This window comes from Acetobacter sp. AAB5, from assembly GCF_050106715.1.
Lineage (GTDB): Bacteria > Pseudomonadota > Alphaproteobacteria > Acetobacterales > Acetobacteraceae > Acetobacter > Acetobacter oryzifermentans.
Genome location: NZ_JBNIEW010000003.1, coordinates 40,349 through 62,504 on the forward strand (window position 1 = coordinate 40,349; position 22,156 = coordinate 62,504).

General features: G+C 53.6%; 19 protein-coding genes and 2 tRNA genes. 10 read left to right on the forward strand and 11 right to left on the reverse strand.

What is annotated here, in order from left to right; translation table 11 throughout:
- The first annotated feature begins 13 nt into the window (after window positions 1-13).
- Window positions 14-478: a hypothetical protein gene (locus ACP7IZ_RS04270; RefSeq protein ID WP_003629813.1), complete on the forward strand. Its 465-nt coding sequence runs from the start codon at window positions 14-16 to the stop codon at window positions 476-478.
- Between the two features lie 93 nt (window positions 479-571).
- On the opposite strand, the gene ACP7IZ_RS04275 is transcribed toward ACP7IZ_RS04270, so the two are convergent.
- From ACP7IZ_RS04275 to ACP7IZ_RS04285, 3 genes are read right to left on the reverse strand one after another with little or no spacing between them, the layout of a single operon-like run.
- On the reverse strand, window positions 572-1,936 hold the full coding sequence (locus ACP7IZ_RS04275; protein ID WP_426847983.1) for a dihydroorotase: 1,365 nt from the start codon (window positions 1,934-1,936) through the stop codon (window positions 572-574).
- 6 nt (window positions 1,937-1,942) lie between these two features.
- A complete protein-coding gene (gene gorA / locus ACP7IZ_RS04280; RefSeq protein ID WP_426847984.1) occupies window positions 1,943-3,340 on the reverse strand; it encodes a glutathione-disulfide reductase in 1,398 nt (465 codons plus the stop codon).
- A gap of 60 nt (window positions 3,341-3,400) precedes the next feature.
- The gene (locus ACP7IZ_RS04285) at window positions 3,401-4,297 is read right to left on the reverse strand and encodes a ferredoxin--NADP reductase (protein WP_052013458.1); all 897 of its coding nucleotides are present in this window, start codon (window positions 4,295-4,297) and stop codon (window positions 3,401-3,403) included.
- A 318-nt stretch (window positions 4,298-4,615) separates the two neighbouring features.
- Between ACP7IZ_RS04285 and ACP7IZ_RS04290 the strand changes: the two genes are divergently transcribed.
- On the forward strand, window positions 4,616-6,964 hold the full coding sequence (locus ACP7IZ_RS04290) for a helicase-related protein (RefSeq protein WP_426847985.1): 2,349 nt from the start codon (window positions 4,616-4,618) through the stop codon (window positions 6,962-6,964).
- A gap of 54 nt (window positions 6,965-7,018) precedes the next feature.
- Here the strand turns inward: ACP7IZ_RS04290 and ACP7IZ_RS04295 are convergent, their stop codons facing one another.
- Together ACP7IZ_RS04295 and ACP7IZ_RS04300 are read right to left on the reverse strand one after the other, a co-directional pair.
- On the reverse strand, window positions 7,019-7,969 hold the full coding sequence (locus ACP7IZ_RS04295; protein ID WP_426847986.1) for an SDR family oxidoreductase: 951 nt from the start codon (window positions 7,967-7,969) through the stop codon (window positions 7,019-7,021).
- Complete coding sequence (locus tag ACP7IZ_RS04300) at window positions 7,966-8,628, reverse strand: DedA family protein (protein WP_426847987.1); 663 nt, start codon at window positions 8,626-8,628, stop codon at window positions 7,966-7,968. The genes ACP7IZ_RS04295 and ACP7IZ_RS04300 overlap by 4 nt, the downstream gene beginning before the upstream one ends.
- 110 nt (window positions 8,629-8,738) lie before the next feature.
- Here ACP7IZ_RS04300 and ACP7IZ_RS04305 point away from each other — a divergent pair, with 110 nt between their 5' ends.
- A complete protein-coding gene (locus tag ACP7IZ_RS04305; RefSeq protein ID WP_426847988.1) occupies window positions 8,739-10,766 on the forward strand; it encodes a prolyl oligopeptidase family serine peptidase in 2,028 nt (675 codons plus the stop codon).
- A 56-nt stretch (window positions 10,767-10,822) separates the two neighbouring features.
- Here ACP7IZ_RS04305 and ACP7IZ_RS04310 read toward each other — a convergent pair whose 3' ends face one another.
- The 4 genes from ACP7IZ_RS04310 to ACP7IZ_RS04325 form a co-directional block, all read right to left on the reverse strand.
- On the reverse strand, window positions 10,823-12,457 hold the full coding sequence (locus tag ACP7IZ_RS04310; protein WP_426847989.1) for an NAD-dependent malic enzyme: 1,635 nt from the start codon (window positions 12,455-12,457) through the stop codon (window positions 10,823-10,825).
- 148 nt (window positions 12,458-12,605) lie between these two features.
- A complete protein-coding gene (nusG, locus tag ACP7IZ_RS04315) occupies window positions 12,606-13,136 on the reverse strand; it encodes a transcription termination/antitermination protein NusG (RefSeq protein ID WP_003629802.1) in 531 nt (176 codons plus the stop codon).
- Window positions 13,137-13,140: 4 nt separating this feature from the next.
- A complete protein-coding gene (secE, locus tag ACP7IZ_RS04320; RefSeq protein WP_003629800.1) occupies window positions 13,141-13,335 on the reverse strand; it encodes a preprotein translocase subunit SecE in 195 nt (64 codons plus the stop codon).
- 144 nt (window positions 13,336-13,479) lie between these two features.
- Window positions 13,480-13,556: transfer RNA gene (locus ACP7IZ_RS04325), tRNA-Trp, on the reverse strand.
- Window positions 13,557-13,780: 224 nt separating this feature from the next.
- Between ACP7IZ_RS04325 and ACP7IZ_RS04330 the strand changes: the two genes are divergently transcribed.
- From ACP7IZ_RS04330 to atpC, 6 genes are all read left to right on the forward strand, one after another.
- Window positions 13,781-13,854, forward strand: a tRNA-Gly gene (locus tag ACP7IZ_RS04330).
- A gap of 286 nt (window positions 13,855-14,140) precedes the next feature.
- On the forward strand, window positions 14,141-14,764 hold the full coding sequence (atpH, locus tag ACP7IZ_RS04335) for an ATP synthase F1 subunit delta (protein WP_012812312.1): 624 nt from the start codon (window positions 14,141-14,143) through the stop codon (window positions 14,762-14,764).
- Window positions 14,764-16,299, forward strand: a complete 1,536-nt coding sequence (gene atpA / locus ACP7IZ_RS04340; RefSeq protein WP_089178368.1) for a F0F1 ATP synthase subunit alpha — start codon at window positions 14,764-14,766, stop codon at window positions 16,297-16,299. Before atpH ends, atpA begins: the two co-directional genes overlap by 1 nt.
- Before the next feature lie 17 nt (window positions 16,300-16,316).
- The gene (locus tag ACP7IZ_RS04345; protein ID WP_006116702.1) at window positions 16,317-17,207 is read left to right on the forward strand and encodes a F0F1 ATP synthase subunit gamma; all 891 of its coding nucleotides are present in this window, start codon (window positions 16,317-16,319) and stop codon (window positions 17,205-17,207) included.
- 31 nt (window positions 17,208-17,238) lie between these two features.
- Entirely contained in the window at window positions 17,239-18,711 is a 1,473-nt protein-coding gene (gene atpD / locus ACP7IZ_RS04350; RefSeq protein ID WP_426847991.1) for a F0F1 ATP synthase subunit beta, read from the forward strand.
- 27 nt (window positions 18,712-18,738) lie between these two features.
- A complete protein-coding gene (gene atpC / locus ACP7IZ_RS04355) occupies window positions 18,739-19,149 on the forward strand; it encodes an ATP synthase F1 subunit epsilon (RefSeq protein ID WP_426847993.1) in 411 nt (136 codons plus the stop codon).
- Between the two features lie 56 nt (window positions 19,150-19,205).
- Here atpC and queF read toward each other — a convergent pair whose 3' ends face one another.
- Entirely contained in the window at window positions 19,206-19,676 is a 471-nt protein-coding gene (queF, locus tag ACP7IZ_RS04360; protein WP_426847994.1) for a preQ(1) synthase, read from the reverse strand.
- 119 nt (window positions 19,677-19,795) lie between these two features.
- Between queF and rnd the strand changes: the two genes are divergently transcribed.
- Window positions 19,796-21,004 carry a ribonuclease D gene (rnd, locus tag ACP7IZ_RS04365; protein WP_426847995.1) on the forward strand — a complete coding sequence of 403 codons (1,209 nt, stop codon included), beginning with the start codon at window positions 19,796-19,798 and terminating at the stop codon, window positions 21,002-21,004.
- Between the two features lie 31 nt (window positions 21,005-21,035).
- Here rnd and ACP7IZ_RS04370 read toward each other — a convergent pair whose 3' ends face one another.
- Window positions 21,036-22,034: an adenosine kinase gene (locus ACP7IZ_RS04370; protein ID WP_426847996.1), complete on the reverse strand. Its 999-nt coding sequence runs from the start codon at window positions 22,032-22,034 to the stop codon at window positions 21,036-21,038.
- Between the last annotated feature and the right edge of the window lie 122 nt (window positions 22,035-22,156).

The window sequence follows — 22,156 nt, forward strand, 5'->3', positions numbered from 1 at the left end:
AAAGATACAGATAATGCGGAAAGAGACGGCTTTTATTATTGGCTTTTTTATTTTTACGCTCAGTACGGCAGCCCTGATCTGGAAAGTGGCTCTGCCTAACCTCAAGCCGGTTTCCTTTCCGCAAGTGGCAAGTGGTACTTTGGATGTTGGCCCCATGCACCGCACACGCGCTTTAAGCCCGGATGAAGTAAAAGCGGTGAATGACTGGTTTAAGGATAACAAAGGTGGCTGGGGGCCGTTAACGCGCACGCCGCCATCATCTGGCGATGCCCGCATGGTGCTGAACGATGCTCAGGGTAAAGAAGCCCTGGTGCTTACGCTGTGGACAGGTATTAGTGCCGCGGATTGGAACTCTACCGTGTTTGTTGAAAACCCGGATGGCTCACAGGTGCATTACAGATCGTTTTCCAACAAGGAATTTGCACCTCTGCGGATGATGGTTGATCGTTACCCCTATAAACGGTCCAGCTTCCCCTGATTTTTAGAAGCGTAGAGTGCTACAAAAACAAACCCCTTCCACCCATACGGTGGAAGGGGTTTTTGCTGTGAGCTGAATAGCTGTGCCGGAGGGTTAGCCAGCAGGCCTGTCTGTTGCATCAAAACGGAAAGGCTCGCCAATGGCTTTGTCTGCCAGAGTGCCTTCCCACATAACCTGATGGCCACGGACAATGGTGCCAACAGGGCGGCCTGTAATGGTGTTACCTGTAAAAGGAGACCACCCGCAGCGTGAAGCCAGCCATTCTTCCTTGATCGTCCACTGGGCTTTCAGATCCACAATTGTAAAGTCTGCATCATACCCAACGGCAATGCGGCCTTTACGCACCAAACCGAACAAACGCTGTGGCCCTGCGGATGTGAGATCTACCAAGCGGCGCAGTGTCAGCCGGTGGTGCGCAACGTGGTTGAGCATCAACGGCAGAAGTGTTTGCACGCCCGGCATGCCGGAGGGAGAAGCAGGATAGGTACGTGCTTTTGCTTCCTTGCTGTGGGGAGCGTGGTCAGACCCAATGACATCCGGCAAACCCTGAGAAACCCAATACCACAGGCCGTCACGGTGTGCGCCGGAGCGGATAGGTGGGTTCATCTGCGCGAATGTGCCAAGGCGGGCGTAAGCTTCCTCTCCCGCAAGTGTTAGATGCTGAGGGGTGAGTTCACAGCTTGCTACATCCCGGTGCTGGGCAATCAGGGCCAGTTCTGCCGGGGTGGTAATATGTAGCACATGCACACGCCGCCCGGTTTTGCGCGCCAGATGCAGCACGCGGGTGGTGGCGCGTAGGGCTGTTTCATCATCACGCCAAACAGGGTGGGATGATGGATCGCCTTCAACCCGTTCCCCCATACGTTCTTTTAGGCGGGTTTCATCTTCGGCATGAATTGCAACGCGGCGGCGTCCAGATTTCAGCACGCGTTCCAACATGCTGTCTTCTGAAACCAGCAGGCTGCCGGTGGAAGAGCCCATGAACACCTTAATGCCAGCCGTGCCCGGCAATTTTTCAAGCTCACCACATTGGTCGGCATTATCAACCGTGGCCCCTACGTAAAAGGCATGTTCGCACCACATACGGCCTTTTGCGCGGGCCAGCTTGTCTGCCACAGCTTCTGGCGTAGAGGTGGTGGGTTTTGTGTTGGGCATTTCAAACACGCCCGTTACCCCACCCAGCACGGCTGCACGGCTGCCGGATTCGAGGTTTTCATTTTCCTCGGCGCCGGGTTCACGGAAATGAACCTGCGTATCTATCACGCCGGGCAGAATGGTCAGGCCCGTGCAGTCTATGGTGCGGGCGGCATCAGCTTGTCCGCCAAGGGCGGCAATGGTGCCATCTTTAACGTAAACCGTGGTTTCCACTGTGCCATCAGGCAGCACAACGGAGCCACCCTTCAGTGCCAGATCAAAAGGGCCGCGCTGGTCGCCAATAAAAGGGGCAGAAGGTGCCATAGGGAATTATCCTTCAGCTTTCGGGGTTTCCCGCGTGCGGGTACGCATGGTCACCAGCTCTTCAGCCGATGTGGGGTGAATACCAATTGTGCGGTCAAAATCTGCTTTTGTCAGTTCGGCCGTTACAGCAATGGCCACACCTTGCAGCATTTCTGGTGCGTCATCCCCCAGAATATGCACCCCCACAACCTTTTGGCTTTTTTGGTCCACAACCAGTTTCATAACTGTTTTACGTGTGCGGCCGGTCAGGGTGTGCCGCATGGGGGTAAAGCGGGTGAAATAAATGTCCACCGCGCCATTACGGGCGGCTTCCTGCTCTGTCAGCCCAACGGTTGCCAATGGGGGAGAAAAGAAAACAGCTTTGGGGGTTGTGGCGTAGCACCATTGGCGGGCAGGGCCTTTGCCAAACAGGCGGTCAGCCAGATGATGGCCCTCTGCAATGGCAACGGGGGTTAGGTTGATGCGGTCTGTTACATCGCCAATGGCGTAAACATCCGGCTGGGCTGTTTCACTATTGGTATCAACTTTGATGCGCCCATTATCTGCGGTGGTGATGGCTGTATTTTCCAGCCCCAGCGCATCAATTTTGGGCCGACGGCCTGTTGCCATAAAAACGCAATCTGTGCGCAGGTGCTGGCCATTATCCAGCGTAACCACAAGGTCTGTGCCATCTTTGGTAATGGCGGTGGAGCAGGTGTGGCGGTGCTGGGTAATGCCGCGTGCATCAATGGCTTCTGCCATGGCGCTGCGCATTTCTTCATCAAAACAGCGTAAGGGCAAATCACGCCGGTACACCAGATCTACCTGAGAACCCAAGCCCGCAAAGATACCGGCAAATTCAATCCCGATATATCCGCTGCCAATAATAACTACCCGTTCTGGCCGCTGCGGCAGGTGGAAAGCCTCATCAGAGGTAATTGCCAGTTCCTTGCCGGGGATATCAGGTTTTACGGGGGTGGAACCAGTGGCAATAACAATGCGTTCTGCCGTAACAGTGCGGGGGGCTTCGTCCGGCGCAAGGGGAGAAGGTTCAATGCGGATGGTATGTCCATCTACAAACCGGGCATGGCCGGTTAAGAGCGTAATACCGGCTTTTTCCAGCATGGAGACGTAAATGCCGTTCAGGCGGGTAATTTCCCGGTCCTTGGCGGCCATGAGCTTGCCCCAGTCATGCGTGCCGCGGGTGGAGGTCCAGCCAAAACCGTGGCTGTCCTCTACCATATCGCCGTATTCACTGGCCTGCACCATCAGCTTTTTGGGCACGCAGCCCAAATTTACACAGGTGCCGCCCCAGTGTCGGCTTTCTGCAATGGCAACGCGCGCGCCGTGGCTGGCGGCAATGCGCGCGCACCGTACGCCGCCGGAGCCCGCCCCAATAACCAGAAGATCAAAATCATAGCTCATGGGGAGCGCTCCTTTAATAATGTGTTTTAAGCGGCGGTATTGGGCATAAAAACGTGTGCCTTATCTTTCAGCAAACGCTTTTTCCACCACGTATGCACCTGGGGTGGACATGTTGCCTTCATCAAACCCACGCGCACGCAGCAGGGCTTCTGTATCAGCCAGCATTTCCGGAGAACCGCAAATCATGACGCGGTCATGTTCCGGGTCAAGCTCAGGAATGTTCAGATCCTTGAAGATCTTGCCTGATTCAATCAGCTTGGTGATGCGTTCTGTTACGGCAAAGTCTTCACGCGTAACAGCTGGGTAATACAGCAGCTTTTCCTTGATTTCTTCTCCAAGGAACTCGTGCTGAGGCAGTTCGTGACGGATGTGGTTGGAATATGCCAGCTCACCAGACAGACGTACGGTGTGTGTCAGAATAACGTGGTCATACCGTTCGTAGCATTCCGGATCCTTGATCAGGCTCATGAACGGGGCCAGCCCTGTGCCTGTAGAAAGGAAATACAGGTTACGGCCGGGGCGCAGGTTATCAAGCAGCAATGTGCCGGTTGGTTTGCGGCCGATCAGCACCGTATCACCCACCTTTACGTGGCGCAGGCGGGATGTCAGCGGGCCGTTGGGCACAGCAATGGAAAGAAATTCCATTTCATCCGCATAGTTGGGGGATGCAATGGAATAGGCACGCAGCAGGGGCTTGCCGTCTACTTCAATCCCGATCATGGCAAACTGGCCGTTTTCAAAGCGCAGGCCGGGGTCACGGGTGGTGGTGAAGCTGAACAGGCGGTCCGTCCAGTGATGAACGGTCAGAACCTTGGCAGGGTAAAGGTGCCCGTATTCTTTGGTTGGCGGGGCGAGATGCCACACGCCTTCCTGTCCATCAACAGGCAGCAGGCCGCTGGGCACTTCAGAGGCAGACATCCGTGGCAGGATATCGTTTTCAAGCATGGTTTCAGACATGGACCGCTATGTACTCCGCTTGTAGCAGATCAGAACAATGTGCCTTTGCGTAGTAGATACAAAAGCACCGTGAATTTCTTGCTGGCGGCGTTTTTAGAAGGGTGAGGCGTCTAATGCCAGTGTAAATTCATCACACAACGTGTTCGCGCAACACGTAACTGGCTGAAAACCGCCTGCCGCTTCTGTCTGCTGGGTAGGTTGGGGGCGCCACAATGGCCAAATCAGGCCATAGGGGCAAGGCGGATTTTTGATTTATTTTGCATGAAGTATGCCGCCAAGGCATTGTTCCGGCCCGCAGGATGACGCAAGAGAGAAGGCATGACGTCAGACAGCTCTGCTTCTCCAGCTCGTCAGGCTCTTGCCTGCGCTGTAGCCCACACCACCATTGCCCCAGAGGCCAAGGAAGAACATGAAGTTCTTCGTCGCCTTGCCCGCAATCTTGAACCCGGTGCCCATGAGGTGCCGAATGAAACCTACCTGCAGGTTTTGTGCCAGGTGCGGCGCAAGCGCTGGATTTCCCGCTTGCTGGATAAAACACGCCGCAGCGGGCGAATATGGATTAGTCGGGAAGAAATAGAAGAAGCGGTTTCTGGTATTACAGATCCGCAGGCCGATGATAAGGCGCTAGAGCGTGCGCTTGCGCCTGTGGCCGAGTCTCGCTTGCGTGGGTATGCACCAACACCCAGAGCAGTGTTTGAAACGGTGCAGGCTGATCTGGTGGATACAGGGCGCGTGCTCTCTCCAGATCAGACAGATCTGCTGCTTATGGCTATTGCCGTGGCGTTTGGCCTGCCAGAGGGAGACCCGTTTCTTGAAACGGCCCGGCGGGATGAAGCCCGCAGGCAGCAGGCCGCCAGTAAAATAGAACAGACAGCCCGCCAGAAGCGCGACAAGGAAGAAGCGCAGCTACGGGAATGGGAAGAAAGTCTTGTTCCGTTTGCTGAAGTGCCACGCCTGCTGCGCTGCTCCCAACGGGAGGCTTTGCGCTGGATTGCAGAAAACCGTTTGCCGGTTGCCAGAAAGGTGCGCGAATCCGGCGGGCGTGAACGGTGGGAGTTTGATCCGGCTGCTTTGGTGGCCTTGCGTGGCAAGCTGGGAGAGTGGCGGAAAGATAATGGCCGTGGGGCAGAAATTGGTGGCCCCAAAACGGCACCGGATATGGGCCGCAAGGTGGCCAATTCCGTTATTGCCCGCGTGGCGGCGTTAGATCGCTATGCCGCGCATTTTCGTACAGCACGTGCGCTCAACCGGCAGATTACGCTTGTTACGGGGCCAACCAATAGCGGTAAATCCTACACGGCTTTGAACGCATTGGCGCAGGCCGAAAGCGGTCTGGCCTTAGCCCCATTGCGATTGTTGGCCCATGAATTTCGTGAAGCGCTGGCTTCCAGAGGTGTTGAGGCGTCTCTTTCCACGGGTGAAGAACGGATTGTGGTGCCGGGCAGCAAGCATCTGGCTGCAACTGTAGAAATGTGCCCGTTTTACAGCCCCGTAGATGTGGCTGTTATTGATGAAGCCCAGATGCTGTTTGATACAGACCGCGGTGCAGCATGGACAGCCGCCATTATGGGGGCACCCGCGCGCCATCTCTATGTATTGGGGGCGCCAGATTGTATTCCCATGGTACGGCGTATTGCCGAACTGTGCGGTGATCCGCTGGATGAAATTTCTCTGGAGCGCAAAAGCCCGCTGCGTGCGGCATCACACCCTGTGCGATTGGCGGATCTGGGGGCAGGGGATGCGCTGATTGCGTTTTCCCGCCGTGAAGTTCTGGATTTGCGCGCAGCCCTGCTTCAGCACGGTAAACGTGTGGCCGTGGTGTATGGGGCGTTAAGCCCGGAGGTGCGGCGTGCCGAAGCACAGCGTTTTAATGATGGAGAGGCCGATATTCTGGTGGCCACAGATGCCATTGGTATGGGGCTTAATCTTTCCATCAAGCGTGTGGTATTTGCGGCCCTGAAAAAATACGATGGCCGCCAGACGCGAGATTTAACCGTGCAGGAAGTGAAGCAGATTGGCGGGCGTGCGGGCCGTTTTGGCAAGCATGAAACCGGTGTTGTTGCGGTTCTTGCCGGTGCGGGCAGCCCAACCTTTATTCGGCGGCAGTTGGAAGCAGACCCAGAACAGCCCGATGATTTGAGACCATATGTACAGCCCGATGCTGATATTGTAAAAGCTGTGGCAACGGAAATTGGCTCTCAAAGCTTGTACGGTGTTCTCTCACGGATTCACCGTGCCGTGTTGCGTAAAGATGACCCGAATTATCGCTTGTCAGATATGGAACAGGCTTTTGCCATTGCATCTGCTCTGGAAGGGGTGGAAGGCTTGGATCTGACAACGCGCTGGTCTTACGCCATGTGCCCGGTGGATGACCGAGATAATGGTATTCGCCGTTTGGTGGGCTGGGCGGCAGATCATGCGGCGGGGCGGCGTGTATTGCCACCGGGCACAGGCCGTTTACCCCCAAGTGAGCGGGCAGGGCGTGAAGAGCTGGAAAGGGCCGAAAAACGGCACAAGCGTTTGGTGGCATGGCGTTGGTTGGCGCTACGATTCCCCGAAATCTACCCAGATCGGGAAGAAGCGGAGGATACCACGCGCAGGCTGAATGATTGGATTGAAAGCGTATTACGGCAGCAGAGCCGCACACGCCGTTCGACCCGATTCTGAATACAAAAAGGGTGGTGTCTGGTTTAATGAGACACCACCCTTTTTTGTAAGATATTACCAGCTTGTGCCGGTCAGCCTTTCAGAAACATCCCATAGGCGTGCGGCTGTGCTGCCTTTGCGCGCAGTGGGAGGAATATGGGCCGGACCGGGTGGGCCGCGTCTTTCCTGATGTCCTTGTGGGCCGTAATAATCCCCATCTCGCGCGGTGGGGGAAAGTGCTGCGTACAAAATAGGTTCAGCCCCATGCGCGGCGGATTGCCCCATAACGCGCAAAACCATGCCGCCCAGAAATTGTTCAATACGACCGAGAGGGGCGGGCAGACTAGCCGCTTGCCCATTGGCAATAATGGATGTGCTGGCCCAGCCAGGATGTGCTGCGCGTGCATGCACATTCCACCCCTGCTCACCCGCTCGGCGTGCCAATTCCATGGCAAAGAGTAGGTTGGCCAGCTTGCTTTGCTGATACGCCCCAAAAGGGCTGTAGCGATAACGGGATTGCAGATCATCAAAGCGAATCTGGCCTTTGCAGGCTGCCAAACTGGCAACACTTACAACAACACCTCCGCCCGGAGCACTTTCCAGCAAATGCCGCAAATGGGCTGTCAGGGCAAAATGCCCTAAATGATTCACCCCAAACTGAAGCTCAAACCCGTTTTTGGTTTCCTTACGGCGTGTTGGGGCCATAACGCCCGCATTGTTGACCAGCAGGTTCAGCCTATCCGTATATTTTGTAACAGCGGCAGCACATTCTGCGACAGACTGGAGCGAAGAAAGATCCAGAGACAATGGGATAATCTGTGCATTTGGACATTCCGCTTTTATGCGGGATATAGCCTCACGCCCACGCTCTGCATGCCTTATAGGCAGCAATAAACGTGCGCCCCTATGCGCAAGCCCCAAAGCAACCTGAAACCCCAGCCCACTATTGCCACCGGTTACAAGGGCAACCTGCCCTTTTAGGTCAGGCTGGCTGTGGTTAACGCGCCATGCTCTGCGCCCTGTCATGAGGGAAGAACTTTCAGGCGTTCATCCTGCTCGGCTGCTTTCATGGCTTCCTCCGTCAGACGTTTTTCATTGCGCTTGATGAATATGAACAAAGACCCAATCACAATACAGGCCACCGCCCCAAAGGCGATAGCCAGAGGACCGGAAAGCCGGAGGATCTCATTGCCCAGCAGATAGGCAACAAGCGTGTAGCCACCCGCCCAGAATATGCCACCAAGTGCGTTATGGAGCAGAAACGTATGCCACGGCATATGGTTCGCCCCAGCCAACAGGGCCACAAACATACGTAGCACGGCAATAAACCGCCCAAAAAATACAACCGGGCCGCCATGTTTGAGAAAAACGTAGCGCCCTAGCAAAAGGCGCTGAGATGTTAGGCCAATTTTAGGCCCGTATTTTTGTAACACTCTCAGCCCAACAAGATGGCCAATCAGGTAGCCAAAATTGTCGCCCATAATGGCGCCCAGCACTCCGGCCAGTGCTACGCCCTCAATATGCAGTTTGTGCGTTGTGGCACAAAACAGCGCTCCGGTAATAAGCAGGCTTTCTGCTGGCAGCGGAAAGCCCATGCTTTCTAGCATTACCACAACCCCTACCACCCCATAACCGTACTGGGCGAAAAGGCTGCTTAGGTAATCTACCGAAAAGAAATTGTGCAAAGAGTGTAACAGAACAGAACATCCAATTTAGACAGAGCACGAGACTGCTCACGGCAGAAACCGTTCAGGTTCTGTTATGTCAAGCATTCTGCGTAAGAGCGTATGTCGGAATGCTTAACACGTGCAGTGTCTGGGCGCATGTTTTTCTGGATGCAACAGTCGGAATGGTAAAAAATACCTGCATGAATAACACACCTCCTTTTTCTTCTTCTGTAAAGCCAATGCCGTGCGGCACATGGCCTTCTCCTGTTACGCCGGATCTGGTGGCAGGAAAGACACTGTCCTTTTCCGAGGTTCGGGCCGTAGAAAATACAGTTTTCTGGCTGGAACGGCGGCCCGCAGAGGCAGGTCGCTCTGTGCTGATGCGGTGGACTCAGGCAGAAGGTGCCTCTGAGGCACTGGCGCCAGATACAGATGTAGCAACCCGCGTGCACGAGTATGGTGGCGGAGCTTATGCAGTTAAAAGCGGGAGCATTGCCTATTCTGATAAACGCACAGGAAATGTGTGGCTGCGTAGGGAATCAGAAACCGAAGCAGTTTTTATGGCCGGAGAGGCAGGACTTCGGTTTGCAGATCTGCGGTTTGATGTGAATTCTGAAGCAGTGCTGGCCGTGCGGGAAGATCACCAAGAAGCAGGGGAAGCCAAAACGGCACTGGTGGCGTTACACGTGCAGGGCAACAAAGCCGGTGTAGTGCTTAAAGCTGGAGCAGATTTTTATGCGGCCCCGGCTTTTTCACCAGATGGGAAATGGTTGACGTGGGTTGAGTGGGATCACCCCAACATGCCGTGGGATGCTACACGCCTGTGTCTTGCCCGTGTTCAGCGAAATGCTTCAGGCGAAATTAGCGGTATTGAAGATGCCCGTGTGTTGGCAGGTGAACAAACAAGCGAATCGCTTATAGAGCCGCGATGGACATCTGATGGGCAATTACTGGTTCTGTCTGATCGTTCAGGAAGCTGGACCATATGGAACGTCCATTGGCAGGAAAACAGCCCCATTTTATCCCGTTATCCTGCTCCAGAAGGAGAGGTAGGGCAGCCTGCATGGGTCTTTGGGCAGAGTAGCTATCAACTGCTTGAAAATGAGGGCTGTCTGGTTTTGGCAGTTACGCAGGGGCAGGCAACATGCTGGATAAAACCGGATCGCGTATCTGATTACCGCATCTTCCATGCCAAACCCGATCAATGCCCTGTTCCCTTGGCTGATGGTCGTTTTGCCTGGTTGCAGGCGCCCCCAGATGCGCTGCCTTCTGTTGTGGTGGGCACGCCAGAGAATGGGGCAGAGGTTATTTTGCAGCGTTCATCAACAGAACGGCTGGATGCGGCAGATATCTCTATTCCCGAATCGATTCGTTTTTCGGTGGACGGAGAAAATGGCCTATGTGGCCATGCCTTCTTTTATCCCCCCACCAACCAGCATGCATCTGTGCCAAAGGGTGAGTTACCCCCCATGGTTGTGCAGGTGCACGGAGGCCCCACGGCTCGGGCGCAGGAAGGGCTATCTTTTAAAATCCAGTGGTGGACGTCTCGCGGCTTTGCTGTGTTGGATGTGAATTATGGTGGCTCTACCGGATTCGGGCGCGCATGGCGGAATCGTCTGAAAGGCCAGTGGGGTATGGTGGATGTGGCAGATTGTCTGTCTGCTTGCCGTGCCGTTGTAGAATCGGGGCGTGTAGATCCGAATCGTATAGCTATTCGTGGCTCCAGTGCGGGGGGCATGACCGTACTGGTAGCGTTGGCTGTTTCAGATATATTTGCAGCAGGTGTGAGCCTGTATGGCGTAACCGATCTGCGAGCCTTAGCGCAGGAAACACATAAGTTTGAAGCACGCTACCTAGATGGTCTGATTGGTCCGTGGCCAGAGGCCGAGGCACTTTATCTACAGCGCTCTCCAATCTCCGTTGCCGATCAGATTCGCGCACCGGTGCTGCTGTTGCAGGGCATAGACGATAAAGTTGTGCCGCCAGAACAGGCCTATTCTATGGCGGATGCCTTAAAAGCAGCAGGCACTCCGGTAACTTTACGAGAATTTGAAGGAGAAGGGCATGGCTTCCGTAAGGAAGCGACTATTCGTGCCGCTTTTGCAGAAGAGTTGGCTTTTTATGCCCGTGTGTTTGGATTTGCTACGCAAAACTAACCTGTAGAAATGGAAAATGGCTGAAGGACGGTTGTTCCTTCAGCCATTGTTCGTAGTCAGTCTGTATAGCGTGGTTTGTAAGTCAGGTTTTCAATCCACGCCCGAATGTCTGAGGGGCGTTCAACGGTTGCGGCATTTTTATCAAAAATAAACTCCGCAATACGTGTGGCGGAGGTGATGGACACTTCCAGAATATCGCTTTGTGGCGGGAACAAGCGGCCCCGTTCACGCGCTGCCGGATCTACCTGATCTGCCAGAGCCTGTGCGGCTTCAATCACCATTTCATCTGTAATCAGCTTGGGGCGCGTAGCATATACAGCCAGCCCTAAAGCCGGGAAGATGTAGAAATTATTAGCCTGGCCCGGATAGAACGTACGATCATTATACGTCACTTCCGGATACTGTAGGCCTGCGGCAAAAAGTGCGCGGCCTTTAGACCATTCATAGGCCTGCTCAGCCGTGCATTCCCCATTTTTTTGCGGCAGAGAAAGCGGGAAAATAATGGGGCGTTCGTTCAGCTTGCTCATTTCTTCCACCACTTCTTGGGTGAAAGAACCGCCAGCAGTGGAAACGCCAATCAGCACTGTGGGTTTAACAGTTTTGATCATGCCCAGCAGATCACGTGATGGCGGAAGATTTTTGGCAAAACGTTCCTGCTCAGGCAGCAGATCAGAGCGGGATGTTTCTAAAAGACCATTCACATCCATCAATGTAATGCGGTCAATGGCTTCCTGCTCAGATAGCCCTTCCTGTTTCAAGGCGGAAACCAGCATATCGGCAGTGCCGATGCCGGAGGAACCCGCCCCCAAGAACAAGAAGCGTTGTTGAGCCAGCGATTCGTTCTTGATTTTTAGGGCTGTAATCAGACCAGCCAGCGTAACGGCAGCTGTGCCCTGAATATCATCATTATAGCACAGCACACGATCATGATATTTTTTGAGGTAGCGTAGGGCATCTGTGCCCTTCCAATCCTCAAAATGGATACAGCTTTGCGGGAAAACTTCCTGCACGGCCTGAATGAATTCTTCCACAAAAGAATCCAGCTCTTCTATCGGGGGTGGTTCACGCCGTAGGCCCAGATACAGAGGGTCGGCTCTCAGGGCGCTGTTTGTGGTACCGATATCAAGCTGCACAGGCAAAAGCGAATCGGGGGGTACCGCACCGCAAGCCGTATACAGATCCAGCTTACCAATGGGGATACCCATGCCGTTTACGCCAATATCCCCAAGCCCCAGAATACGGCCGCCTGTGGTCACGCACATAAAGCGAACATTTTCCATAGGCCAGTTGCGCAGCACGTCTTTAATGCGGCCACGCATATCCAGGCTGATATACATGCCGCGCGGGCGGCGATAGATATGGCTGAACTGTTGGCATACGGCGGCCAGCGTGGGTGCGTACACAATTGGTACGAATCGGGCCGGGTTAGACATCAAAACCTTGTAAAACAGGGTTTCGTTCTGGTCGCGCAGGCCACTAAGATAGATGTAGCGTTCCAGATTGCTGGGTTTGGCCTCAAGATGGCGGTGGATACGCTCTACCTGCCTGTCTAGGTTTTCAACCTGTGTGGGTAACAGTCCTTCCAGCCCATAAAGGCGGCGCTCTTCCTCGGTAAACGCCGTGCCCTTGTTCAGGTGCGCATTATTAAGAAGGGCCATTCCTCGCAGTTGGGGCGTGGAAGCAGATGGCATGATAACTCCATGAATTGTGAGGCCAGGGGCAAGATTACAGCGGTTTTTTATGCCGAGGGGAAGAGTGCAAAACAGCAGGTCTGGGTTAAGACAATAAAAAAGGCGGCACCAAGGCCGCCTTGAGTTCTTTCAAATGGGAAAGCTGATTTTACAGCTTTTCCACCTGATTGTATTCCAGATCCACTGGTGTGGAGCGCCCGAAAATGGAGACACTTACTTTCAAGCGGCCTTTTTCTTCGTCCACTTCTTCAATCACACCATTGAAGGATGTGAACGGACCATCTGCCACACGAATCTGCTCACCCACTTCAAACGATACGGCAGAACGAGGATGCTGCACACCTTCTTCTGTCTGCTTGATAATGCGTTCAGCTTCAGCCGCAGAAATAGGGGTAGGGCGATTTCTGGTACCCAGAAAACCCGTAACCTTTGGCGTGTCTTTTACCAGATGCCACGTTTCGTCAGTCATTTCCATTTTGACGAGCACATAGCCGGGGAAGAACTTGCGTTCCGTATTCACCTTCTGGCCACGACGCACTTCAATGACTTCCTCGGAAGGCACCAGAATTTCATCAATATGGTCGCTCAGGCCCTTCTGTTCCGCTTCTTCGCGAATGTGCTGGGCAATTTTCTTTTCGAAGCCCGAATAGACGTGAACCACATACCAGCGCTTGGCCATGTCGTTAGCCTCCCAGCCCGAAAAGTTGACGCACACCGAGACCGATCAGCTGGTCAACAAAAAAGAAGAAAATGGATGCCATGCCTGCCATGGCCAGAACGGCGCCCGTGGTAACCAAGGTAGCACGGCGGGTGGGCCATGTGACCCGTTCCGCCTCGGCACGCACATCATGCAGGAACTTACCGGGACTGAACGACACGAACCACCCTTTCTACACTGCACGAAAACCGGATATTTCTCCGGCGGCAGTCCTGAATACACCACACATTCCACACAGGATTTCCGCGTTGAAACTTAGAAAAACGAGGCGGAAACTACGGCGCAGAACCTGCAATCTTAAACCTGGCAGGGGTGGAGGGTCTCGAACCCACAACCTCCGGTTTTGGAGACCGGCGCTCTAGCCAATTGAGCTACACCCCTACAGCCTGTCTGCCGTAGCTGGATCAAAGCTATAACGGATAACCGCCAGCCTGACCAGCCACTTAACAGCAGCCTTTGCAGGTGGCGGAAGAAAATATGTTGTGGGCTTAAAGTCAAGAGGGAAACAACAAGTGCCCGCTCTTTTTTAGCGTGTGATCAAAAATTTTCTCTTCAAACTTGCAAAATGTCGTCTTTGGGGTTAGTGGCAAAAACATAAGAAATATGCGGGCATAGCATAGTGGTAATGCAGTAGCCTTCCAAGCTACTGAGGAGGGTTCGATTCCCTCTGTCCGCTCCATCTTCCATTCCCCAAAAATTTGGCAGTTCAAAAATTTCCGCCTTGGCATCCGCAGATGTTGAGGGTGAGTTTTTTATTACGTGTCTGGCGTCTTTTTGTGTTTCGTGGTTTGTGGTGGTTTATAGCCTGTTTTTGCACGCTTTTGGTGGCGCAAACAGGTGCGGAAATAAAAATGGCGCGTCAGGGATGTTGCGTGGGGCTGATGAGCATGCTAGAGGCCGCGCCGATGGTTGCGTGCTGTAAGACCTTTAACGGATAAGCCGCGGCACCGTCAGAGTTTGTTAGTGTGGAATGCCGGCGCGCACAGAAGGAAAGAACCAAAAGAGTGGTGGCCTCGGGCGTAACGACAGCACAACCGGTTGCTTTTGCTTCCAATGGTCTTGAAGGCCGTTATGCAACGGCGCTTTATGATCTTGCAGCCGAACAGCGCCAGTTGGATGCAGTGCTTGATGAAGGTGCCGCACTTGCGCGCCTGATTGATGAAAGTGCGCCTTTGCGCACAGTCCTGGAAGACAGGCGTCTTGATATCCTTGTATCTCGCAAAGCCGTTTTGGCTGTGCTTGAGGCGCAGGGGTTCGGGCAGACTCTTCGTAATTTTGTGGGCGTTGTGGCTGATAACCGCCGCCTGCCTGTTTTGCGCCGGATTCTGGCTGCGCTTGATGCGTTGGCTGTTTCCCGCCGGGGTGAAGTGGTGGCAGAAGTTGCCAGCGCTTATCCGCTTACGCCTGAGCAGCGTGCCCAAGTGCAGGCACGGCTGGCAGAAGCCGGATACTCCCGTATTAATATTCGCGAGCGTGTCGATTCCTCCCTCCTCGGCGGTTTGGTCGTGCGGGTGGGGGCAAAGCTTTATGACGCCAGCCTTAAGACTCGCCTGTTTCGTTTGCATTACGCCATGAAGGGAGCCGCGTGATGGAAATCCGTCCCGCAGAGATTTCGGATATCCTCAAGCAGCAGATTGCCTCGTTCGACAAGGAATCTGATGTTGTCGAAACCGGCACGATTCTGTCTGTTGGAGACGGTATTGCCCGTGTGTTCGGCCTGCAGAATGTAATGTCAGGCGAACTGGTGGACTTTCCGACCGCCGGTCAGAAGGGCATGGCCCTGAACCTGGAAAGCGATAACGTCGGTATCGTTATTTTTGGTGATGACACCAACATCCGCGAAGGTGACACGGTCACACGTTCCGGCATGGTGGTGAGTGTCCCCGTCGGTAAGGGGCTGCTGGGCCGTGTTGTTGATGGTCTGGGTAACCCGATTGACGGCAAGGGCCCGCTGACGGACGTTGAGTTGCGCCGCGCCGAAGTAAAGGCGCCGGGCATTATGCCGCGTCAGTCCGTGCATGAACCCATGCAGACCGGCATTAAGGCCATTGATGCCCTCGTGCCAGTTGGCCGCGGTCAGCGTGAACTGGTGATTGGTGACCGTCAGACCGGTAAAACCACCATTCTGACAGACACCATTCTTGCTCAGAAAACAGTGAATGATGAAGGTGACGATAAAAAGTCACTTTACTGCATTTACGTTGCCATCGGCCAGAAGCGTTCCACAGTTGCACAGCTTGTGCGTCTGCTGGAAGAAAAAGGCGCGATGAAATATTCCATCGTCGTTGCGGCTACTGCATCTGACCCGGCTCCGCTGCAGTATCTGGCGCCTTATGCTGCTTGCGCAATGGGTGAATACTTCCGTGACAACGGTATGCATGCCCTGATCTGCTACGATGATCTTTCCAAGCAGGCTGTGGCTTATCGTCAGATGTCCCTGCTGCTGCGTCGTCCGCCAGGCCGTGAAGCTTATCCGGGTGACGTGTTCTTCCTGCATTCCCGTTTGCTGGAACGCGCTGCGAAGATGTCTGATGAATATGGCGCTGGTTCGCTCACGGCTCTGCCTGTTATTGAAACGCAGGCTGGTGACGTTTCCGCCTATATTCCGACAAACGTTATTTCCATTACAGATGGTCAGATCTTCCTTGAAACCGACCTGTTCTATCGCGGCATTCGTCCTGCGGTAAACGTGGGTGGCTCAGTGTCTCGTGTGGGTTCTGCCGCACAGATCAAAGCCATGAAGCAGGTTGCAGGTAAGATTAAGCTGGAACTGGCGCAGTATCGTGAAATGGCTGCGTTCTCCCAGTTTGCATCTGATCTTGATCCGGCAACCCAGAAGATGCTGGCACGCGGTGCCCGTCTGGTTGAGTTGCTGAAGCAGAGCCAGTCTTCTCCGCTTACTGTTGAAGAACAGGTTGTTGTGCTCTTTGCCGGCACCCGTGGTTTTGTTGATGGTATTGCTGTCGATAAGGTTGTGGGTTGGGAACGTGCGCTGCTGAACGATGTGCGCAGCGCAGGTAAAGATATTCTGGATACCATTAAAAAGGAAAAGGCCATTTCCAAAGATCTGGAAGCGCGCCTGACAGAATACCTGACAACCTTCAACCGCAACTTTGCCGGCTAAGAGGGTAGAATCGTCCAATGGCTTCCCTGAAGGAACTCCGCGCGCGTATCGGAAGTATCAAATCGACACGGAAGATCACGAGCGCCATGAAAATGGTGGCGGCTGCTAAGCTGCGGCGGGCTCAGGCCAGTGCGGAAGCCGCAGCTCCCTATGCAGCGGCCATGCGCCGTATGCTTGGTGAGCTTGCTGCTGCGACAAAAGGTGAGGACGGTGGTCCACGCCTTTTGGCAGGCACAGGTCAGGATAAGGTGCATTTGTTGGTGCCTCTGACCAGTGATCGTGGGCTTTGTGGCGGTTTTAATTCCAATGTGCATCGCTTAACAGTGCAGACAATCCGTCGCCTTCAGTCTGAAGGCAAAACGGTTAAACTGCTCCCTGTTGGCCGTCGTGCATTTAACTTCTTCTCGCGTGATTATGCTGATCTTATCATTGATAAGGTTATCGGTGTCAGCGGTAAGGAAGTACCTTTTTCTGCTGCCAGCAACCTGGGTGAAAAAATCAACACCCTGCTGGAAGCAGGAGAAATTGATGTCTGTACCCTAGTGTTCAACAAGTTTAAAAACGCGATGACACAGGTGCCGACATGTCAGCAGCTGGTGCCCATGGTTATGGATGAGGCAGAAGAAAAACCTGCTGCGGCATCTAATGATGTGGCTCTGTATGAATTTGAACCAGATGAAGCAACGCTGCTGGAAATGCTGCTGCCGCGTAATCTGCAGGTTCAGATTTATGCTTCGCTGCTTGAAACCGCAGCGGGCGAGAACGGTGCCCGTATGACGGCAATGGATAACGCTACGCGTAATGCTGGCCGTTCCATTGATAGTCTGAGCAAGGTTTATAACAGAACCCGCCAGACAAATATTACTAACGAATTGATCGAAATCATTTCGGGCGCACAGGCTGTCTGAGCCCGCTCGTTTGCCCCGCAGGAGCTGACCCATGTCGGATACCACAACCCAGACCCAGGCCCCTGCGGCCACGAAGACCAATGCAGTTGGCCGCATTACCGAGATTAAGGGCCCGGTTGTTGACGTGCAGTTCGAAGGTGAACTGCCTAAAATTCTGAATGCCTTGCACGTCAAGCTGGGTGATCAGACACTGGTGCTGGAAGTTGCTCAGGAAATTGGTGAGCACGAAGTGCGCTGCATTGCCATGGACAGCACAGACGGTTTGGTCCGTGGTGCAGAAGTGGCTGATACAGGCGCACAGATTACTGTGCCGGTTGGCCCGGAAACACTTGGCCGTATCCTGAACGTTATTGGTGAGCCGATTGACGAAAAAGGTCCTATCCCGACCTCTCGTCGTGCGCCTATTCACCGTCAGGCACCTTCTTTCGAAGATCAGGCTGCCGCATCAGAAATTCTGATGACCGGTATTAAGGTTGTTGATCTGCTCTGCCCTTACCTCAAAGGTGGTAAGATTGGCCTGTTCGGTGGTGCCGGTGTGGGCAAAACCGTTATTATTCAGGAACTGATCAATAACATCGCAAAGGCGCACGGTGGTGTGTCCGTATTTGCTGGTGTTGGTGAACGTACCCGTGAAGGGAACGACCTGTATTACGAAATGCAGGATGCCGGCGTTATCAAGCTGGGTGAAAACGGTTCTACCGAAGGCTCCAAAGTGGCGCTTGTATTCGGGCAGATGAACGAACCGCCGGGTGCACGTGCACGTGTTGCTCTTACCGGTCTGACACTGGCTGAATACTTCCGCGACGAAGAAAATCAGGACGTTCTGTTCTTCGTTGATAACATCTTCCGCTTTACGCAGGCTGGTTCGGAAGTGTCCGCTCTGCTGGGCCGTATTCCTTCCGCCGTGGGTTATCAGCCTACGCTGGCTACAGAAATGGGCGCTCTGCAGGAACGTATTACGTCCACCAAAAAGGGCTCTATTACATCTGTGCAGGCCGTGTATGTGCCAGCGGATGACTTGACTGACCCTGCTCCGGCCGCGACCTTCGCCCACTTGGATGCAACCACGGTTCTTAACCGTTCAATTGCAGAAATGGGTATTTACCCAGCAGTGGACCCGCTGGATTCTACATCACGCGCTCTGGACCCGCAGATTGTTGGTCAGGAACATTATGATGTGGCCTGTGAAGTGCAGCGTATTCTGCAGACCTACAAATCCCTGCAGGACATCATCGCCATTCTGGGTATGGATGAACTGTCTGAAGACGATAAGCTGATTGTGGCACGTGCCCGTCGTATTCAGCGCTTCCTGTCTCAGCCGTTCCATGTGGCAGAAGTGTTTACGGGTGCGCCGGGTAAGCTGGTTTCCGTGGCTGATACCGTACGTTCTTTTAAAGCCATCTGTGCTGGCGAATATGACGATCTGCCAGAAGCCGCCTTCTACATGGTGGGTTCTATTGAAGATGTTGTTGCCAAGGCCGAAAAACTGAGGGAGTCGGCCTAACAGCCGGCTTCGGGAAGGAGCGCATTCATGCCGATCCAGATTGAGATAATCAGTCCTGAAAAGGTTCTGGTGTCGCGTGAAGTAGATATGGCTGTTCTGCCTGGCATGGAAGGTGATATTGCCGCCATGCCAGAACGGGCGCCCATGATGCTTCTTCTGCGTGGTGGTATTGTTGCCCTGTATGACGGGGATACAGTGAAGGATCGCTACTTTGTTGGCGGTGGCTTTGCAGACATTACCCCAACACGTTGTACCGTGCTGGCTGATAAAGCTGTGCCGGTAAGCGAAATTTCCATCGATAATGCAACAGCTCAGCTAGAAGCATTGTCTGAAGCTTGGGATCAGGCAGATAAGACGGATACAACCCGCCTTAGCGTTCTGCAGGATCAGATTCAGGCCGTACGTGCTGAAATTGAAGCCGGCTCTCCAGCTAGCTGAGGTTCGTGCAAGTATTATAAAAAAAGCCACCTATAAGGTGGCTTTTTTTGTGCCTTTTAGCCGCGCCCCCGATAAGTAGGTACGTCTTGTGCAGGCACCCATACACCAGCGGGTGGTTCACCCGTTTGCCAGAATACATCAATGGGAATACCACCGCGAGGGTACCAGTAGGCACCTATTCTCAGCCAGCGTGGTGCTAACCTTTCAACAAGGGTATTCGCAATCTGGATTGAGCAGGCTTCGTGGAAAGCACCATGGTTACGAAAGCTGGTCAGGTACAGTTTGAGTGATTTGCTTTCTACAATCCATTGGTCCGGCACATAATCAATCACAATGTGTGCAAAATCAGGCTGACCGGTAATGGGGCAAAGCGAAGTGAATTCTGGTGCTGTGAATCGCACCAGATAGTGTTTGTCTGGATAAGGAGCTGGCACACGTTCCAGAATGGCTTCTTCTGGGCTTTGTGGGGCAGCAACTTGTTTTCCAAGTTGGGTTAGCTGGTTGCGGCCATCATCTGATGGGTTCATTTTGTGCTCCTGCACATGTGGTTTTTTGCAGATGTTCCGTGAGTTGGCTCGTTCGTCAAGTTTCACGTGTAACGTTTGGTCACTTCTTTTTCTAACGGTCTGGATGTATGAAGAAAAACATGGCCAGATCAGCAACACCTGAATTCCCTCCCGCGCGTCTTATTTCCTCTACTCAGGAGTTAGAGGCGGCTCTTGCACCTTTCCATAATGAAAGCTTCGTAACGGTTGATACGGAGTTTATGCGGGAGCAGACATACTGGCCGGAACTCTGTCTGGTTCAGATTGGCGCGACTCATGATATCGTGCTGATAGATGCATTGGCTGAAGGTATTGACCTTACCCCGCTGAAAAATCTTTTTGCAGATACAACGGTGCTCAAGGTGTTTCATGCTGCCCGGCAGGATCTGGAAATTTTTTTGCATCTGTTTGATGCCTTGCCGACTCCGCTTTTTGATACGCAAGTGGCTGCAATGGTGGCCGGGTTTGGAGATCAGGTTGGGTATGACAGTCTGGTTGGCTCTCTTACTGGGCATATGATTGATAAAAGCCACCGTTTTACAGATTGGTCTGTACGCCCCCTGTCTCCTGCTCAGCTTACATATGCTGCAGGTGATGTAACGTGGCTACGCTTGGTTTATGAACGGCTTGTTAAAAAACTGGAGCAGGAACAGCGTTTGGATTGGGTTGCGGCAGAAATGGCCGAGCTGGAAGATCCAGCCACATTTCGTCCCGATCCTGAAAAACAGTGGGAGCGTTTACGCGCCCGCACCAATAACCGGCGCATGCTTGCTGTTTTGCGTGCCATTGCAGCCTTGCGTGAGCGTGAAGCGCAACGGGTAAATGTTCCGCGCCAACGGCTTGTGAAAGATGAGAGTCTGCTGGAAATTGCCGCAACGACTCCGGCAACGACCGAAGCTTTAACCCGTGTTCGCGGTGTTTCTCGCGGGTTGGCAGAAGGGCGTACAGGGCATGCCTTGTTGCAAGCTATCAAGCAGGCACAGGCTTTGCCAGACTCGGAGCTGCCGCGTTCTCCGCGCGGCAAGAACAAAGATACGCCACGGCCTTCTGCATCGTTGGTGGCATTGTTGAAGGTGCTTTTAACATCTTGCTGTGAAAAGCACGATGTCGCCCCGCGCTTGGTGGCCTCCGCTGATGATCTGGATGCCTTGGCGTTAGATCCTTCTCAGCCTCATGCCGTGTTGGCCGGGTGGCGGCGCAAGGTGTTTGGTGAAACAGCGCAGGCTTTGTGCGAAGGAAAAATAGCCTTATGCGTAAAATCTGGCCGCGTTGTGGCTATTCCTCAGAATATGGATGTGCCTTCCACTTAAATACAAAGCAGAAGGCACAAAGCTGGTAGGCTTAGAAGCCCATTTCTTCCCACAGATTGGAAAGTGGGCGCGCGCCGTAGTGTGAGATAATTTCAGAAGCAGCAACGGAAGCCAGACGGCCACATTCAGGCAATGTTCGGCCAGATGTCAGACCCGCCATAAAGCCAGCGGCGTAGGCATCTCCCGCACCTGTTGTATCCACAACCTGAGTTGGCACAGGGGCAACTTTGGTCATCTGTCCTTCGTGCAGCACAACACTTCCTAAGCCGGAACGTGTAAGGGCTGCAAAAGTTGTGTCCTGCGCGGTATGGCGTGCGGCAACGTCAAAGTTTTCTGTTTCGTACAGAGCGCAGATTTCATCCTCATTTGCAAAAAGAATGTCTACATGGCCTTTCACCAGATCCAGAAAAGCCTGACGGTGACGGCCAACGCAGAACGGATCAGAAAGAGAAAGAGCCACTTTGCGCCCGGCTGCGTGCGCCAGCGCTGCTGCACGGCGGAATGCTTCCTGCGCATGCGGTGGGTCAAACAGATACCCTTCCAGATACACAATGCTGGAATCTGCAATCATGTCTGGCAGTACATCTTCTGGCGTAAAGCAGGTGCATGCGCCCAGATAGGTTGCCATTGTGCGCTGCCCATCTGGCGTAACCATAACAATGCAGCGTGCTGTTGGCAGGTTATCAAAAACCTGAGTGTTCAACGGCGCAGATGGAAAGGTAATGCCATTGCCACGCATATCTTCGGTAAACTGCTTACCGGCATCATCCCGCGCAACTTTACCCAGATAAGCAACGCGCGCGCCAAACTGGGCTGCCACAACGCAGCTATTTGCCACAGAACCGCCACCCATAATTTGCTCTGGAGTAAGGAGAGCCTGCAATGTATTGGCCCGGTCTGCATCAATCAGCGTCATGCTGCCGGGGGTCAGGCCTTGTTTTTGCAGAAAAGCGGGTTCTACGCGGGCCAGAATATCCGTAATGGCATTACCAATGCCGAGGATGTCATATTTTACATCTGAAACAGTCATGATAGCGGAAGATTTTCCTGAAAAATTTCACATACCAGCTGTTTCGCTACAGTGCTGCCATAAAAAGGGCAACACTAGGGCGTATGGAATGCTTGCCGCAGAACCGCCTGGCTGTATAAGAA